Below are 15,726 nucleotides of genomic sequence, written 5' to 3'. Positions count from 1 at the left end.
GATCTCAACCTAAGTTGAGGTTCTAGCGTCGACAGCATGACCCAACCAGAAGTGATTGTCGACCGCGTCGTTCTGCAGGACGGCTTCGTCCCCGTGATAGACATCAGCAGCGCCCGCAGCGGCGACGCGACCCGGCGCCAGGCGGTGGCCGACGCGATCGGCCGCTGCTGCGAGACCAGTGGCTTCCTGCTCCTGGTCGGGCACGGCGTGCCGTACAAGGCCATCAGCGACGTCAATCACGCCCTGCGCGACTTCTTCGCGCTGCCGCAGGCCGAAAAGGACCGGGTCCGGGCACTTCCCGGCGACCCGCTGGCCCGGGGATTCAGCAGCGCGGGCAAGCTCGCGGCCACCAACGACGGCGCGGACGTCGAGGCCGAACATCAAGCGCCGGACCGGGTCGAGAAGTTCGTCCACTTCCCGCTGGGCAACCCAGAGGGACTGGGCGGCCACGGCTGGACCGACGAGCGGGTGGCCGTCGCCGAGCGGTGGCCCGACCTCCCGGGATTCCGCGCGGCCTACGAGCGCTACTACGCCGAAATGGAATTGCTGGCGACCGAACTCTCCCGGCTGTTCGCGCTCGCCCTCGGCCTGCGTGAGGACTGGTTCGACGCGTCGATCGACCGCCACAACTCCAACCTGATGGCCAACTACTACCCGGCCGACAATCGGCCGGCCGGCGAAATCCGGCTGAGCCAGCACACCGACTGGGGCAATCTCACGATCCTGCTGCAGGACGAATCCCAGCGCGGGCTACAGGTTCGGGGTGATCGCGGCGAATGGATCGATGTGCCCATTGTCCCCGGCTCGTTTGTCATCAACATCGGTGACCTGCTGGCCCGGTGGACCAATGACCGCTGGGTCAGCACCGTGCACCGCGTGGTGAGCAACGGCGCGGGCGGCGAGCGGTTCAGCCTGCCTTTCTTCCATCAGCCCAACTTCGACGCCGTCATCGAGTGCATCCCCACGTGCGCGACGGCCGACAATCCGCCGCGCTACGAGCCGGTGGTGTCGGGGCCGTATCTGCTCGACAAGTTCAAGCTCGCCTACGCGCTCTGAGGCACGGCGTCACCGAAGAGGTTCTCGGACAACGGCGTCGGAGAACCGAATCGGTGCGCCGTCACGGCGATCGCCTGCTCGTGCAGGAACGTCAGCAGCTCGATCCGCCCGGCTTCGACAACCGGCCCCGCGTAGAGCGCGATGCCGACATCGCCGGCACTGTCGTGAGCGAACTGTTCGCGGCTGCCGCCGAGTAGGCGAACCCGTCCAGGGGCGTTGTCGCGCAACGTCTTCCGCCACGACACCGAATCTTCCACTCGGTAGACGACGCCTGCGGTAGCCAACGTGCCGGCGATCGCCGCAGCGAGCGGCGCCGGGGTGGAGACGGTCACGCGGGAGCCGGCCAGAATGCCCGCCCCGACCACGCGCAGCAGGGCTACCGGATCCGCATCCTCGGCGCGCACCGTGACCGGCACGGGCAGGTACCGGAAGACGTTCTTCTCCGCCATCAGGCCGGAGACATCGCGCGCGACGCCGAACTCAGTCGCCCAGGCATGTGCGTCGGATCCGAAGGACCGTTCGAGGAAATCGAGTTCCCCGGAATCCAGCGCGAAAGTCCGTGCGGCGTCCAGGATCGCGCGCACCGGCGGTGCCAGCGGGGCCGTCTGGCGCGCCGGCGCGGAACGCCAATCGCTGAGCCCGATAAGGTAATTCGGACCGCCGGCCTTCGCGCCCGCACCGACCGCCGACTTCTTCCACCCGCCGAAGGGCTGCCGCCGCACGATCGCCCCGACGGTCGAGCGGTTCACATAGGCGTTGCCCGCCTCGACCCGGTCGAGCCAGCGTTCGATCTCATCGCGGTCCAGGCTGTACAGGCCGGCCGTCAGGCCGTAGTCGACCTGGTTCTGGATGGCGATCGCCTCATCGAGGTCGGTGGCGGCGATGAGGCCCAGAACCGGCCCGAAGTACTCGGTGAGGTGGAACTCCGAGCCGCGCCGGACGCCGGTCTTGACTCCCGGCGACCAGAGCCGGCCGGTGTCATCGAGCCGGCGGGGTTCCACCAGCCACTGCTCCCCCGGCGCCAGCTGCGTGAGCGCCCGCAGCAGTTTGCCGTGCGCGGGTTCGATGATGGGCCCCACCTGTGCGGTCGGGTCCGACGGGTAGCCGACCTTCAGGGACGTGACGGCGTCGACGAGCTGGTCGCGGAACCGCGCGGACCGGGCGACGGAGCCCACGAGAATGCCGAGCGACGCTGCCGAACACTTCTGGCCGGCATGCCCGAAGGCCGAGTACACCAGGTCTTTCACCGCGAGATCGAGATCGGCATGCGGGGTGACGATGATGGAGTTCTTACCGCTGGTCTCGGCCAGCAGCGGCAGGTCGGGCCGGAAGCTGCGGAACAGTTCGGCGGTTTCGAATGCACCGGTGAGGATGAGCCGCGCGACCCTCGGGTCGGACACCAACTGGGTGCCGAGCTCGCCCTCGTCGAGGTGCACCAACCGCAGCACGTCGCGCGGCACCCCGGCATCCCAAAGCGCTTGCACCATAACGGATCCGCAGCGCCTGGCCTGTGTGGCCGGTTTGATGACGACGGGGCTGCCCGCGGCCAGCGCGGCCAGGACCGATCCGGCGGGGATCGCGACCGGGAAGTTCCATGGCGGCGTGACCACCGTCAACCCGGCCGGCACCGCGCCGGCACCGTCGACGGAGTCCAGTTGTTCTGCTTGTGCCGCATAGTAGTTCGCGAAATCGATGGCCTCGGAAACCTCCGGATCACCCTGATCCAGCGTCTTGCCGCACTCGGATGCCATCACCTCGAGCAACTCCGCCCGCGCCGCCTGCAGCGTCGCCGCCGCACGCCGAAGGACTTCCGCCCGTTGGGCACCGGTCAGCGCCGCCCACGTCGCACCCGCGGTCACGGCGTCGGCGATGATCCCGTCGAGCGCGTCCGCACTCGACACGGTGTACTCGGCCACCAGCTCCACGCCGGTCGACGACGCGGCGATCCGCTCGGTGATCGCCCGCCCCCACAGCCGATTTCCCGGCAGCGCCGGATCGGTGTCGGCGACATTCGCGAAGCCCCCGGCCGGACACTGCGCTGCGCGCGGATCATCGGTACGGCGATCCTGACGACGGTTGGGCACCGGAATGACGGTCTCCCCCACGAGATCCGCGAGCGACGCGACGAACCGGTCCTTCTCGCGCTGGAACAGCGACTGGTCGTCGTGCAGCTCGAACACCGCGGACATGAAGTTGTCCTGGCTGGCGCCTTCTTCCAGCCGCCGTACGAGGTAGGCGATCGCAACGTCAAAGTCCTTGGGGTGCACCACCGGTACGTACAGCAGCAGACCGCCGACGGTGCGCCGGACGGCTTCGGCCTGTGCCTCTGCCATCCCCAGCAGCATCTCGAACTCCACCCGGTCCCGGACGCCGCGACGCCCCGCGAGCGTCCACGCGTACGCGATGTCGAAGAGGTTGTGTCCCGCGACGCCGATACGCACATTTGCGGTGTGCTCGGGCCGCAGTGCGTAATCCAGCACCCGCTTGTAATTGGTGTCGGTGTCCCGTTTGGTCGGTAGGGTCGCCGCGGGCCAGCCGTGCAGCGAGGCTTCTACGTGTTCCATGGGCAGGTTGGCGCCCTTGACCAACCGGACTTTGATACCCGCGCCACCCCGCTCGCGGCGCGCGCGGGCCCAATCCTGCAGGCGCATCATCGCGCTCAGCGCATCGGGCAGGTAGGCCTGCAGCACGATCCCGGCTTCGAGGTCCAGTAGGTCGGCCCGGTCGAGCAGCTTGGTGAACACCGCGATGGTCAGCTCCAGGTCGCGGTACTCCTCCATGTCGAGGTTGATGAACTTCTTCGTCGGCGCGGTCGCCGCCTGGGTGAACAGCGGCAGCAGGTTCTGCGCGATGTGGTCGACGGCTTCGTCGAACGCCCACGGCGAGTGCGGCGGCACGGTGGCCGAGACCTTGATCGACACGTAGTCGACGTCGGGACGGGCGAGCAGTCGTTCGGTGCCCTGCAGCCGTCGGGCCGCCTCGGCCTGGCCGAGTACGGCCTCACCGAGCAGGTTGATGTTGAGCCCGACACCACGATTGCGGATCCGTGCGATGGATCGGCCGAGACGGGCATCGGTCGCGTCGACGAGGAGGTGACCGACCATCTGGCGCAACGCCTTCCGGGCGACCGGGATGACCAGGCCGGGCGCGATCACCGACACCAGGGCGCCGAGCTTGATCAGCAGCCGTTCGTGCAGCGGCAGGAAGGCCGGAGCGTTACGCGCGAGGGCCCGGAGGTTGGCCGCCGCGACCCGATGGTCTTCGGGCCGGATCACGCGGTCGACGAAGCCGACGGTGAAATCCAGGCCGTGTGGATCGCGCAGGACGTCGGCCAATCGTCGGCCGGCCGGGGCGACGGGCAGGCGGGCGGCGTCGTCGAGCCAGGACCGGACCTGGCTCACGACATCGGTCAGCAGATCTTCGTCACTGCCTAGCTGGGTCATCTGCCCATCATGAGCGCGCCAGACACTTAAAATAAAGCGATGTTTTCTGACAGAAAAGATTAAACAAAAATGAAACATCAGCGTGCTGACCTGCTCGATACCCGGCGGCTGCGTCTGCTGCACGAGCTGAGCCTGCGCGGGACGTTGTCCGAGGTCGCCGAGGCGCTGCACCAAAGCCCGTCGTCGATATCGCAGGCGCTGAGCCAACTCGAGCGCGAGGTGGGCGTGCCGCTGTTGGAGAAGGTGGGACGCCGGCTGCGGCTCACCCCCGCGGCAGAGGTGCTCGTCGAGCACACCGCGGTCATCTTGGCGCGGCTCGAGCAGGCCGCCTCCGATGTCGCGGTGCAGAGCGACGAGGCGTCCGGCACCGTTCGGCTGGCCGTCTTCCAATCGGCGGCCTCGGCCTTCATGCCACAGATGCTGACGGAATTGGCGACGCGTCACCCACGGCTGCGGGTGACGATGTCGCAACGCGAACCGGAGCAGGCGCTCTACGAGACCTGGTTGCGCGAGTTCGATCTGGTGATCGCCGAGGAGTATCCGGGGCATGCCGCGCGCGCGTATCCCGATCTGCACCGGGCTCCGCTGACCACCGACCTGCTGCGGCTGGCCGTCCCACCGAGCGGAGATCCGTGGGACCGCATCGCCTCGGTCGAGGATGCCGCCGATCTGCCGTGGACGATGGAGCCCGAAGGCACCGCCTCCCGGCACTGGGCCGAACAGCTCTGCCGGAAAGCAGGTTTCGAGCCCGACGTCCGCTTCGAGACCGACGACCTCGAAGCCCAGATCGCTCTGATCGAGAACGGCAATGCGGTCGCCATCCTGCCCGACCTGATGCGCGTCCGGCGTCGTCCGGAGGTACGCGTCATCGACGTCGATCCGCGTCGGCGTGTGGTGTTCACAGCGACGCGGACCGCCATCAGCAAGACGCCGGCCATCGTGGCGTGCCGGGCGGCGCTGGCTTCGGCCGTGCCGCCGCAGCTTGATGTGGACTGAGCGCCCGCCTAGTCGCGGCGACCGTGCGCTCCGGTCTGCAGGTCCCGGACACAGGCCCGCACCGGCTCATCCTCATTCGCGTCAGCACTGACCGGCGGCAGCACAACCCCGTCCGCGATGCCGTCGTACTTGGCGCGCAACAGATCCGGCAACTGGTCGTATCGCCCGGTCGTCACCAGCTGATCGAGCACGCCATCGCCGAGCACTGTGGGCAGACAGTCCCACTGCTGTTGCTTGATGAGGTCACGGAGGTCATCAGCCAAAGAGTGCCAGCCGCGTCGTTTCAGCGTCGTCGCGTAGGCAGGCGTTGAGAGCAGGAAAGCCAGCATCCGGCGTTGCCGCTCGCGTTCCTGCTCGACCCGCAGGTCGGTGCTGCCGGTCGCCACCGCGGTCGACGCCACGAGCTCCGGGATCGCGGACCGGCCGGCGGCCTGCGCGCCGCGCTGAAGTGCCGGGCGCACAACATCTCTCAGATATTCCGGATCGGAATTGGTCGAGTGTGTGACGACGCCGTCGGCCTTCCCGCCGGCCAGTTCGCACATCCCGGCGTTCACCGCACCCAGCCAGATGCGCGGCGGCGCAAGGTTGTTCGGCCCCGGGTTGAAGTATGGCTGCAGGCGCGTGATGCGATAGACATCGCCTTCATGGTGCACCGACTCGCCGGTGCGGAACGCTTCGAATATCGCGGTCAGGGCGCCGAGGTACTCGCCCATCCGTGCGCACGGTTCGCTCCACGGCATACCGAATCGGTCTTCGATGTTCTGCCGAATCTGGGTGCCGAGACCCAATTCGAATCGCCCGTTCGAGAACGTCTGAAGGTCCCAGGCCGCGTAGGCGGTCAGCATGGGGCTGCGGACGAAAGCCAGAGTGACGGCCGTGCGGATGGTCAGCCGCTCGGTGTGTTCGGCGGCCAGCAGTGCCACGGCGAGTGAATCGTGCGTCGTCTCAGCGATGTGCAATCCGTCGAACCCGAGCCGCTCGACGCGGCGCACGCAGGCCGGCACCTGTGTCAGGGGCAGCTCAGGCGACAAGGCAGCGAATACCTGCATGCCCGAGGACAGTAGCGGGAAGGAACTAAGCCAATCGCGAGACCGCGGCGGCGATGCGTTCGTCTGTCGCGGTGAGTGCGATGCGGACGAACTGCTCGCCGGCCGGGCCGTAGAACTCGCCAGGGGCGACGAGGATGCCGCGTTCGGCCAGCCAGGCGAGCGTCGCGCGGCCGGACTCACCACGGGTGGCCCATAGATACAGGCCGGCCTCGGAGTGCTCGACGGTGAAGCCGGCGCCCCGGACCGCCGCCAGCAGCGCGTCGCGGCGCTTGGCGTACCGGTCGCGCTGGACGCGTTCGTGCTCGTCGTCGTCGAGGGCGGCGACCATCGCGGACTGCACGGGCGTCGGGACGATCATCCCGGCGTGCTTGCGCACCGCCAGCAGTTCCGCGACCAGTTCCGGGTCACCGGCGACGAAGCCGGCGCGGTAGCCGGCCAGCGAGGAGGTCTTGGAGAGTGAGTGGACGGCCAGCAGACCGGTGTGGTCACCGTCGCAGACGTCGGGGTGCAGCACCGACAGCGGCTGAGCGTCCCACGACAGGCCGAGGTAGCACTCGTCGGACGCGATGACGACGCCGCGCTCGCGCGCCCAGCCGACAACCTTGCGCAGGTGGTCGACGCCGAGCACCTTGCCGGTCGGGTTGCTGGGCGAGTTCAGGTACACCAGCGCGGGCGCCTGGGGCCCGATCTGGGTCAGCGAATCGGCCCGCAGCACCTGCGCACCGGCCAGCCGGGCGCCGACGTCATAGGTCGGGTAGGCGAGCTCGGGCACCACGACGGTGTCGGCGGCCCCCAACCCGAGCAGTGTCGGCAGCCAGGCGATGACCTCTTTGGTGCCGATGACCGGCAGCACCGCCTGCTCCGGCAGTCCCGTGATGCCATAGCGACGCTGCAGGGCAGCCACCGCCGATGCGCGCAGGGCAGGCGTACCGGCCGTCGTCGGGTAGCCCGGTGAGGCACTGGCAGCGGCCAGCGCCTCCCGGATGACGTCGGCCACCGGATCCACCGGCGTGCCGACGGACAGATCGACGATGCCGTCCGGATGGGCACGAGCGGTCGCGGTCGCCTCCGCCAGGGTGTCCCAGGGGAACACCGGCAGAGCGGCCGAGACCTTGGCTCTAGCGGACAGGGTCACTCGCCCTGCGGCGCGAGATCCTTGACCGCCTGCGGGTCGTTGTCGGTCTGGCCGACCTTCGACGCACCACCCGGCGAGCCGAGCTCGGCGAAGAAGTCGGCGTTGTTCTGGGTGTACCCGCTCCACTGATCGGGGACGTCGTCCTCGTAGTAGATGGCCTCGACGGGGCAGACGGGCTCGCACGCGCCGCAGTCCACGCACTCATCGGGGTGGATGTACAGCATGCGTGCACCCTCGTAGATGCAATCGACCGGGCATTCTTCGATACATGCCTTGTCTTTGACGTCGACGCAGGGTTCGGCAATGACGTACGTCACCGGTGGTTCTCCTGTTCCAGTGGGCTGCTGGCTCGTCAGGAATACAACGAGCAGACGTCAGTATGGTGCGCCCGTACCGAAGCGTCTGGCTCAGTGTCACCTAACTTTACGCGCCGCCCGGGAAGGGTGGCGCGTGGTTACTGATACTAGACGTTGCACATACCGTCCGACTAGTTCCCGACACAGCTTTTTACGCGTGTCATTTTCGCCTTTGCAATTTGTTGCATAGGACCGCCGGTAGCACCTAAGCTCGTGCCGTGGCCCTCCCCCACGCCATCCTCGTGGCGTTGTGCGAACAAGCCGGTTCGGGTTACGAACTGGCCAACCGATTCGACCGCTCGATCGGCTACTTCTGGGCCGCCACCCACCAGCAGATCTACAAGACGCTGCGCACCATGGGCGCCGACGGCTGGGTCAGTGTCGAGGTCGTCGCGCAGCACGGCCGGCCGGACAAGAAGGTCTATTCGGTGACCGCCGCCGGCCGGGCCGAACTCGAACGCTGGATCGCCGAACCGCTCACCGGCCGCGGCAGTTCCGTGACCGACGCCCGCACCCGCGAACTCGCGGTGAAGCTGCGCGGCGCGACCTACGGATCCGTGGACAGCACCGCCGCCCTGCGCGAGCAGATTCGCGCGCTGCGCGCCGAACGCGCCACGCTGCTCGACACCTACCGCGGCTATGAAAAACGTCAGTTCCCCGACCCTTCCGCGCTCACCGGCAGCGCGCTGCACCAATACCTGGTGCTGCGCGGCGGTATCCGCGCCGAGCAGGGATCGGTGGACTGGTTGGACGAAATTCTGCTCGCCCTAGAAGGAACACCATGACCAACCCCTATCCGAACCTGTTGTCGCCGTTGGACCTTGGCTTCACCACGCTGCGCAATCGGGTGATCATGGGCTCGATGCACACCGGCCTCGAGGACCGCGCCCGCGACACCGGCAAGCTGGCCGAGTACTTCGCCGAGCGGGCCCGCGGTCGGGTCGGTCTGATCATCACCGGCGGATACGCGCCCAACCGCACCGGTTGGCTGCTGCCGTTCGCCGCCGAGATGCTGTCATCGAGCGACGCCCGCCGGCACCGCCGAATCACGGGCGCGGTGCATGCCGAAGGCGGCAAGATCCTGCTGCAGGTATTGCACGCGGGACGTTATGCGTACCATCCGCTTTCGGTCAGCGCGTCGTCGATCAAGGCCCCGATCAACCCCTTCCGGCCGCGGGCTCTGCGCGACGTCAAGGGCACCATCAACGACTTCGTGAAATGCGCACTGCTGGCCCGCGAAGCCGGGTACGACGGCGTCGAGATCATGGGCAGCGAAGGCTATCTGCTGAACCAGTTCCTGGCGCCGCGCACCAACAAACGCACCGACGCCTGGGGCGGCACACCCGAGAGGCGCCGCCGCTTCCCGGTCGAGATCGTCCGCCGCACGCGCGAGGCCGTCGGCCACGACTTCATCATCTGCTACCGGCTGTCCATGGCCGACTACGTCGAAGACGGCCAGACGTGGGAGGAAATCCTCACGCTGGCAACTGAAATCGAAGCCGCTGGGGCGACGATCATCAACACCGGCATCGGTTGGCACGAAGCGCGGGTGCCGACCATCGTCACGTCGGTACCCAACAGCGCGTTCGCGGACATCAGCAACGCGGTGGCGCAGCACGTCACCATCCCCGTGGTGGCGTCAAACCGCATCAACATGCCCCAGTCCGCCGAGCAGATCCTGGCCGACGGTGCGGTGCAACTGATCTCGATGGCGCGGCCGCTGCTGAGCGACCCGGACTGGGTCCGCAAAGCGCAGCACGACGCCGCCGACGAGATCAACACCTGCATCGCCTGCAACCAGGCCTGCCTGGATCACGCGTTCGTGCACAAGACGGTGTCGTGCCTGTTGAACCCGCGGGCCGGGCACGAAACCACGTTGGTGCTGGGCAAGACCCGGGTGACGAAGCGGGTCGCGGTGGTCGGCGCCGGACCCGCAGGCCTGGCGGCCGCCGTCACCGCCGCCCAGCGTGGACACGACGTGACGCTGTTCGAGGCCGGCGACCACATCGGTGGCCAATTCGATTTGGCCCGAAGGATTCCCGGCAAGGAAGAGTTCAACGAGACCCTCCGGTACTACACCACGATGCTCGCCAAGCACCGTGTGGATGTCCGGCTGAACACCCGGGCGTCCGCCGACGAGCTCGCCGGCTACGACGACGTCGTGCTCGCCACCGGCGTCGCACCGCGCATGCCCGCGATCCCGGGCATCGACCATCCGATGGTGCTGTCGTACGCGGAAGCCCTGACGGGAGCGGCAGTCGGCAAGCGAGTCGCCGTGATCGGCGCCGGCGGCATCGGTTTCGACGTCAGCGAATTCCTCACGGTCGACGAATCCCCCACCCTGAACCTCAAGGAATGGCGTGCCGAGTGGGGCATCGCCGACGGCGGCGACTCCCGCGGCGGGTTGGCCACGCCGATCCCGCTGCCCCCGGCCCGCGAGGTCTACCTGCTGCAGCGCACCAAGGGCGCCCAAGGACGCGGGCTCGGCAAGACCAGCGGCTGGGTGCACCGCGCGTCGGTCAAAGCCAAAGGCGTGCAGCAGCTTTCCGGGGTGAACTACGAGAAGATCGACGACGCCGGCCTGCACATCAGTTTCGGTCCGGACCGGTCCGGAGCCCGCGTCCTCGAGGTCGACAACGTGGTGATCTGCGCCGGCCAGGAGTCGGTCCGAGATCTCGAAGTGGGGCTGCGCGCGGCCGGCATCGAGCCGCACGTCATCGGCGGCGCTGCCGTGGCAGCCGAGCTGGACGCCAAGCGGGCCATCCGTCAGGGGACCGAGCTGGCGGCCAAGCTCTAGTCAGTCACTGCGCGGGTCGCGGTCCTACGTCGAGCATGGGCGTTGCCGCGCTCCGTGCGGTGTGTCGTCACCGGCAAGCGCCACGCTCGGCGGAAAAGGCCGCCACTGCCTGGCCCGAGCTACAGGCTGAAGTCGCCCCAGACCGCGCGGGCACCGGTGTGCCCGATCCGCACGATCTGATAGATCGAGGCCAGGCCGACGACCACGGCCAGCACCGCCACCACGATGCGGGCCAGCGTCTCTTTGCTCCCGAGTCGCGCTCCCCAGCGGTGCAGAAAAGCCACGGCCAGCGACACCACGAGCAGGCCGATGACGAAAAAGATTGCGGTATCGCCGAGTTCGGCGTGCTCACGCAGGACCGGATTCTTGGGCAGCTGATGAATCAGCGCCTCACCGGCCTCGATGGCGAACGGCGTCAGAATGACCGTCACCACGGACAGCGCCAGCGTCAGCCACACCAGCCGCTCCCGAGCAGCCGTCCACACGGCACACATGATCGTCAGGACCGCCGTCAGCGGTGTCAGGACGACGATCGCGTGGACAAGCAACGGATGCGCGGGCAGGTCACCGATCGTGTTCACGCATCACAGCGTGACACTCGCAGCCCGCGAGCGCGCGCAAAGTGCACGCGACACACCGCGAAAGCCCGTACAGACACGGCCGCTCGCGGGAGAAGCTAGGCAGCCAGTGGCGAGTAGTCGGTGCTGCGTTGGCGGGCCGGGCGGCCGATGCCTTCGGCGATGGCGACCAGCTCGGCGACGGTCTTGGCCGACCCGTTCTCCGAACCGGCCATGCGGGAGATCGTCTCCTCCATCAACGTGCCACCGAGATCATTGGCACCGCCCTGAAGCATCACCTGCGTGCGCTCCACACCGAGCTTGACCCACGAGGTCTGGATACTCGGAATCCGGCCGTGCAACATGATCCGCGCCAGCGCGTGCACCGCACGGTTGTCACGGTGCGTCGGCCCCGGCCGCGCCCCACCGGCCAGATACAGCGGCGAGGACTGGTGCACGAACGGCAGCGGCACGAACTCGGTGAAACCGCCTGTGCGGTCCTGGATTCCGCGCAGCACGTTGAGGTGCCCCACCCAATGCTTCGGGGTGTCCACATGCCCGTACATCATCGTCGACGACGACCGCAGCCCCACCTCGTGCGCCGTGGTCACCACATTTATCCACTCGGCGGTCGGCAGCTTGCCCTTGGTCAGCACCCAGCGGACCTCGTCGTCGAGAATCTCGGCGGCGGTGCCCGGGATGGTGTCCAGGCCGGCTTCCCGCAGCGAGGTCAGCCACTCCCGCACCGACAACCCGCTGCGCGTGACACCGTTGGCAATCTCCATGGGCGAGAAGGCATGCACGTGCATCGACGGCACCCGCTTCTTCACCGCCCGCACCAGATCGGCGTACCCGGTCACCGGCAACTCCGGATCGATGCCGCCCTGCATGCACACCTCGGTGGCCCCGGCGACATGCGCCTCCCAGGCCCGGTCGGCGACCTCGTCGGTCGACAGCGAGTAGGCGTCGGCGTCACCCTTGCGCTGCGCGAACGCGCAGAACCGGCAGCCCGTGTAGCAGATGTTGGTGAAGTTGATGTTCCGGTTCACCACGAACGTGACGTCATCACCCACGACATCCCGCCGCAGCGAATCCGCCAGCGCTGCAACGGCATCCAGCGCCGGACCGTCAGCGGTGGCCAGTGCCAGGTACTCGTCGTCGGAGCAACCGCCCGGGTCGCGCTCGGCCGACCGCAACGCCGCCAGCACATCGGTATCGATGCGCTCCGGGGCACGGGCCGCCAGCTCGGAGACCTTCTCCCGGATGGACTCCCAGTCACCGAACGCGCTACCGAGGTCGCTGCGCGTCTCGGTCAGCCGGCCCTCGGTGTCGATCGCGGTGTGCAGATCGGTGCGGCCCAACGACTCTGACGCCTCGTCGGGTTCCTGCCACGGCAGGCCGACGGGGTTCACCTCACGCGCCCAACCCGTCTCCGGGTCGGCCAGCGCATCGACATGCCCGCGCACGCGCGGGTCGATCCACGCCGCCCCGGCCTGCACGTACGACGGCTGCGCCGTCAACCGCTGCACCAGGTCATAACCCGCTTCAGCAGTCACCTCGGCCAGATCGTCCAGCGCCGGCCACGGGCGTTCCGGGTTGACGTGATCGGGCGTCAGCGGCGACACGCCGCCCCAGTCGTCCACGCCGGCGCCGATCAGCGCCAGGCATTCCTCGCGGGACACCAGGTTCGGCGGCGCCTGAATCCGCATCTTGGGGCCCAGCACCAGGCGGGTCACCGCGATGGTGGCCAGGAAATCATCGATCCCGGCATCGGGGGTGGCCGCCATGGCCGTGTGGTCCTTGGCCCGGAAGTTCTGCACGATCACTTCCTGCACGTGCCCGAATTCCTTGTGCGACTTGCGAATCGCATGCATGGTCTCGGCCCGTTCGGTGAGCGTCTCACCGATACCGACCAGCAGGCCCGTGGTGAACGGGATCGACAGCCGGCCCGCGTCATCCAGCGTGCGCAGCCGCACCGCCGGGTCCTTGTCGGGGCTGCCGTAGTGCGCCAGGCCCTTGGTCTCGAACAACCGCCGCGACGTCGTCTCGAGCATCATGCCCATCGACGGCGCCACCGGCTTGAGCCGAGACAGTTCCGACCAGCTCATGACACCGGGATTCAGGTGCGGCAGCAGACCCGTTTCCTCGAGGACACGGATGGCCATGGCCCGCACGTAGTCGAGCGTGGAGTCATAGCCGCGCTCGTCGAGCCACTGCTTGGCCTCGTCCCAGCGGTCTTCCGGACGGTCACCGAGAGTGAAAAGGGCCTCCTGGCATCCCAACTCGGCGCCGCGGCGAGCCACGTCGAGAATCTCGTCGGGCTCCATGTACATGCCCATGCCCTGGGCGCGCAGCTTGCCCGGCACCGTCACGAACGTGCAGTAATGGCAGGTGTCGCGGCACAGATGAGTGACGGGGATGAACACCTTGCGCGAATACGACACCGGCAACCGGCCGGTCGCGCCGCGCCGTCCCGCCGCTTCCAGCCCAGCGTCACGCACCCGGGCGGCACTCGCACAGAGATCCACGAGATCGTCGCCGCGGGCCGTCATCGCGATCGCAGCCTCGTCCACATTCAGCGCCACACCGTCACGAGCGCGGCGCAGCACGCGACGTAAGGCGGACGACGATGCGGGGGCGGCGAGCGGTGGGACCACGGGAAGAGGCAGGTCTGCGCCGTTCTGGGGGTTCAGAGCCACTTCCGTGTAACCCCGATGAAGTCGACGTTCATCCGCGCGTCTCACATTCTGAAACCACTGCGCCTGGCATACCGGCCACAGTAGCGCCAGCTCGTCGGCGCGGCGCGCGCCCCATGCCTCGACACCCACAGCAAACGCCCAGACTATTAGCCGAATTTGGTGACGAGCGCGTAAGTTCAGTGGGTCGGGACGCGATCAGTTCAAGGAGTCATGGTGTCCGTTTCTGTCCGCTCGTATGTGATGGCGGGCGCCGCCGCTGCGACCGCCACAGCTCTCGCACTGACCCCCATCCAGGTGGTTCCCGCCGACGTCGCGGTCCCGGCCCACCCGACCACAGCCCAACCGCATCTGACCGAGGCCATGGTCAAGCTGCTGGCCGCGGCGAGCAACATGACGCCGCCGGCACCGCCCAAGCTGCCTGCCGCGGGCGTCGTCCCCAAGGTCGGGCCGAACCCGTTGGCGGCCGCACCGTCGGCAGCCGGGCCGGTCGTCACCCCGACGAACGCGGCCAGTGACTGGCTGACCAACGCGTACACCGGCATTCAGGCCTGGGTGGACTGGGGCGTCGACTACGCCACCGACGTTCTCTACTGGCTGAACTGGTTCGTGCCGTTCGCGGGCACGGTCGCCGCCCAGACCGACATCTTCTACTGGACGCTGATCCGGCCGGTCTCGGACAACATCTTCTACCAGGCGGTCGTGCCGATCGTGAACAATCCGCTCAACCTGGGTGTGTGGGTCAACGGCATCGGTAACGCCATCCGTTACTCGGTCAACGACGTCATCAACTTCGGTATCGCGGAGTTCAACTACTTCTTCGGGTGGCTCATCCCGCCGATTCCGCCGCTGCCGCCCATCGGATCGCTGGCCGCCACACAGACGACGCTCGAGTCGATCGCCAAGACGGTCCAGACCACGCTGACCAGCCTGGCCGCCGGTCTGATGCCCGCCAAGGTCGCCGCCGACAAGGTCGCCGCGGAGACCGACCCGGCGAGCAAGCTCGCGCCGACCGCCGCGCAGACCCCGGCCGACAAGGCCGCTGACAACCCTGCGGACAAGACCGCCGAGAAGACTGCCGAGACGCCGGCTGTGACGCCGACGAAGGCGGACGACAAGGCCAAGTCCGACGACAAGAGCACGCAGACCACGGGCACCGAAGCCGGGCAGCAGCCGACCGACCCACAGGCCGAGCCCAAGGCGGACCCGAAGGCGGATCCGAAAGCCGCCGACCCGAAGACCGAGCCCAAGACCGACCCCAAGGCCGACCCGACGACCGAGCCCAAGACCGAGCCGAAAACCGACGAGCCCAAGTCGGGCACTCCGGCAACCGGCGACTCCGAAGGGCCGGCCAAGCCGCAGGACGAGGTCAAGGCACCCAAGCCCGTCAAGAAGCCCGGCAAGAAGGCGGGCGAAAAGACCGAGGCCACGAACACCAACGCCGCCACGGATCACCCGACCGGCACCACCGGAACGACGAAGCCCGGCAAGGGCGACAAGGCCGCAAGCGGCAAGGCCAAGGGCGACAAGGGCGCCGGCCAGTCGCAGGGCGCGGCCGGCGGCCAGAGCGCCGGTTCGGCAAGCCACGCGGCCAAGAGCTGAACCCGGGCCGGGTCAGCCGTCTCTGGTCACACAGTCGAC

At 68.1% G+C, this 15,726-nt stretch carries 11 protein-coding genes; 5 read left to right on the top strand and 6 right to left on the bottom strand.

Translation table 11 applies throughout. The annotated features are described in order from the left end of the window. Positions 1 to 36 precede the first annotated feature (36 nt). Positions 37 to 1,056: an isopenicillin N synthase family dioxygenase gene (locus BR47_RS0129110; RefSeq protein WP_051128366.1), complete on the top strand. Its 1,020-nt coding sequence runs from the start codon at positions 37 to 39 to the stop codon at positions 1,054 to 1,056. On the opposite strand, the gene BR47_RS0129105 is transcribed toward BR47_RS0129110, so the two are convergent. Beyond that, entirely contained in the window at positions 1,044 to 4,499 is a 3,456-nt protein-coding gene (locus BR47_RS0129105) for a bifunctional proline dehydrogenase/L-glutamate gamma-semialdehyde dehydrogenase (protein ID WP_029121632.1), read from the bottom strand. The genes BR47_RS0129110 and BR47_RS0129105 overlap by 13 nt on opposite strands. A gap of 69 nt (positions 4,500 to 4,568) precedes the next feature. Between BR47_RS0129105 and BR47_RS0129100 the strand changes: the two genes are divergently transcribed. Then, entirely contained in the window at positions 4,569 to 5,495 is a 927-nt protein-coding gene (locus BR47_RS0129100) for a LysR family transcriptional regulator (RefSeq protein WP_029121631.1), read from the top strand. Between the two features lie 8 nt (positions 5,496 to 5,503). Here the strand turns inward: BR47_RS0129100 and BR47_RS0129095 are convergent, their stop codons facing one another. Genes BR47_RS0129095 through fdxA form a run of 3 tightly spaced genes read right to left on the bottom strand, consistent with a single transcriptional unit; the run spans position 5,504 to position 7,996 of the window. Next, a complete protein-coding gene (locus tag BR47_RS0129095) occupies positions 5,504 to 6,544 on the bottom strand; it encodes a TIGR03617 family F420-dependent LLM class oxidoreductase (RefSeq protein ID WP_029121630.1) in 1,041 nt (346 codons plus the stop codon). Between the two features lie 25 nt (positions 6,545 to 6,569). After that, positions 6,570 to 7,673, bottom strand: coding sequence for a succinyldiaminopimelate transaminase (gene dapC / locus BR47_RS0129090; protein WP_036428080.1), 1,104 nt, complete (start codon positions 7,671 to 7,673; stop codon positions 6,570 to 6,572). A 2-nt stretch (positions 7,674 to 7,675) separates the two neighbouring features. After that, the gene (gene fdxA / locus BR47_RS0129085; protein ID WP_029121628.1) at positions 7,676 to 7,996 is read right to left on the bottom strand and encodes a ferredoxin; all 321 of its coding nucleotides are present in this window, start codon (positions 7,994 to 7,996) and stop codon (positions 7,676 to 7,678) included. Between the two features lie 257 nt (positions 7,997 to 8,253). Between fdxA and BR47_RS0129080 the strand changes: the two genes are divergently transcribed. Continuing rightward, positions 8,254 to 8,820: a PadR family transcriptional regulator gene (locus BR47_RS0129080; RefSeq protein ID WP_029121627.1), complete on the top strand. Its 567-nt coding sequence runs from the start codon at positions 8,254 to 8,256 to the stop codon at positions 8,818 to 8,820. Continuing rightward, positions 8,817 to 10,832 (top strand): NADPH-dependent 2,4-dienoyl-CoA reductase, encoded by a 2,016-nt coding sequence (locus BR47_RS0129075; protein WP_029121626.1) that lies wholly within the window; start codon positions 8,817 to 8,819, stop codon positions 10,830 to 10,832. The genes BR47_RS0129080 and BR47_RS0129075 overlap by 4 nt, the downstream gene beginning before the upstream one ends. Before the next feature lie 119 nt (positions 10,833 to 10,951). Here the strand turns inward: BR47_RS0129075 and BR47_RS0129070 are convergent, their stop codons facing one another. Next, positions 10,952 to 11,413: a DUF2231 domain-containing protein gene (locus BR47_RS0129070; RefSeq protein WP_029121625.1), complete on the bottom strand. Its 462-nt coding sequence runs from the start codon at positions 11,411 to 11,413 to the stop codon at positions 10,952 to 10,954. Between the two features lie 95 nt (positions 11,414 to 11,508). Next, positions 11,509 to 14,088, bottom strand: coding sequence for a bifunctional FO biosynthesis protein CofGH (locus BR47_RS0129065; protein WP_029121624.1), 2,580 nt, complete (start codon positions 14,086 to 14,088; stop codon positions 11,509 to 11,511). Positions 14,089 to 14,301: 213 nt separating this feature from the next. Here BR47_RS0129065 and BR47_RS32355 point away from each other — a divergent pair, with 213 nt between their 5' ends. Next, positions 14,302 to 15,687 carry a prolipoprotein diacylglyceryl transferase gene (locus BR47_RS32355; protein WP_141772207.1) on the top strand — a complete coding sequence of 462 codons (1,386 nt, stop codon included), beginning with the start codon at positions 14,302 to 14,304 and terminating at the stop codon, positions 15,685 to 15,687. The last annotated feature ends 39 nt before the right edge of the window (positions 15,688 to 15,726 follow it).

The sequence above is a fragment of the Mycobacterium sp. UNC410CL29Cvi84 genome (assembly GCF_000686745.1).
In the GTDB taxonomy this organism is placed as follows: domain Bacteria; phylum Actinomycetota; class Actinomycetes; order Mycobacteriales; family Mycobacteriaceae; genus Mycobacterium; species Mycobacterium mucogenicum_B.
Note: the sequence above shows the minus strand (reverse complement) of the source record. Positions and strands in the feature narration are given on the sequence as shown.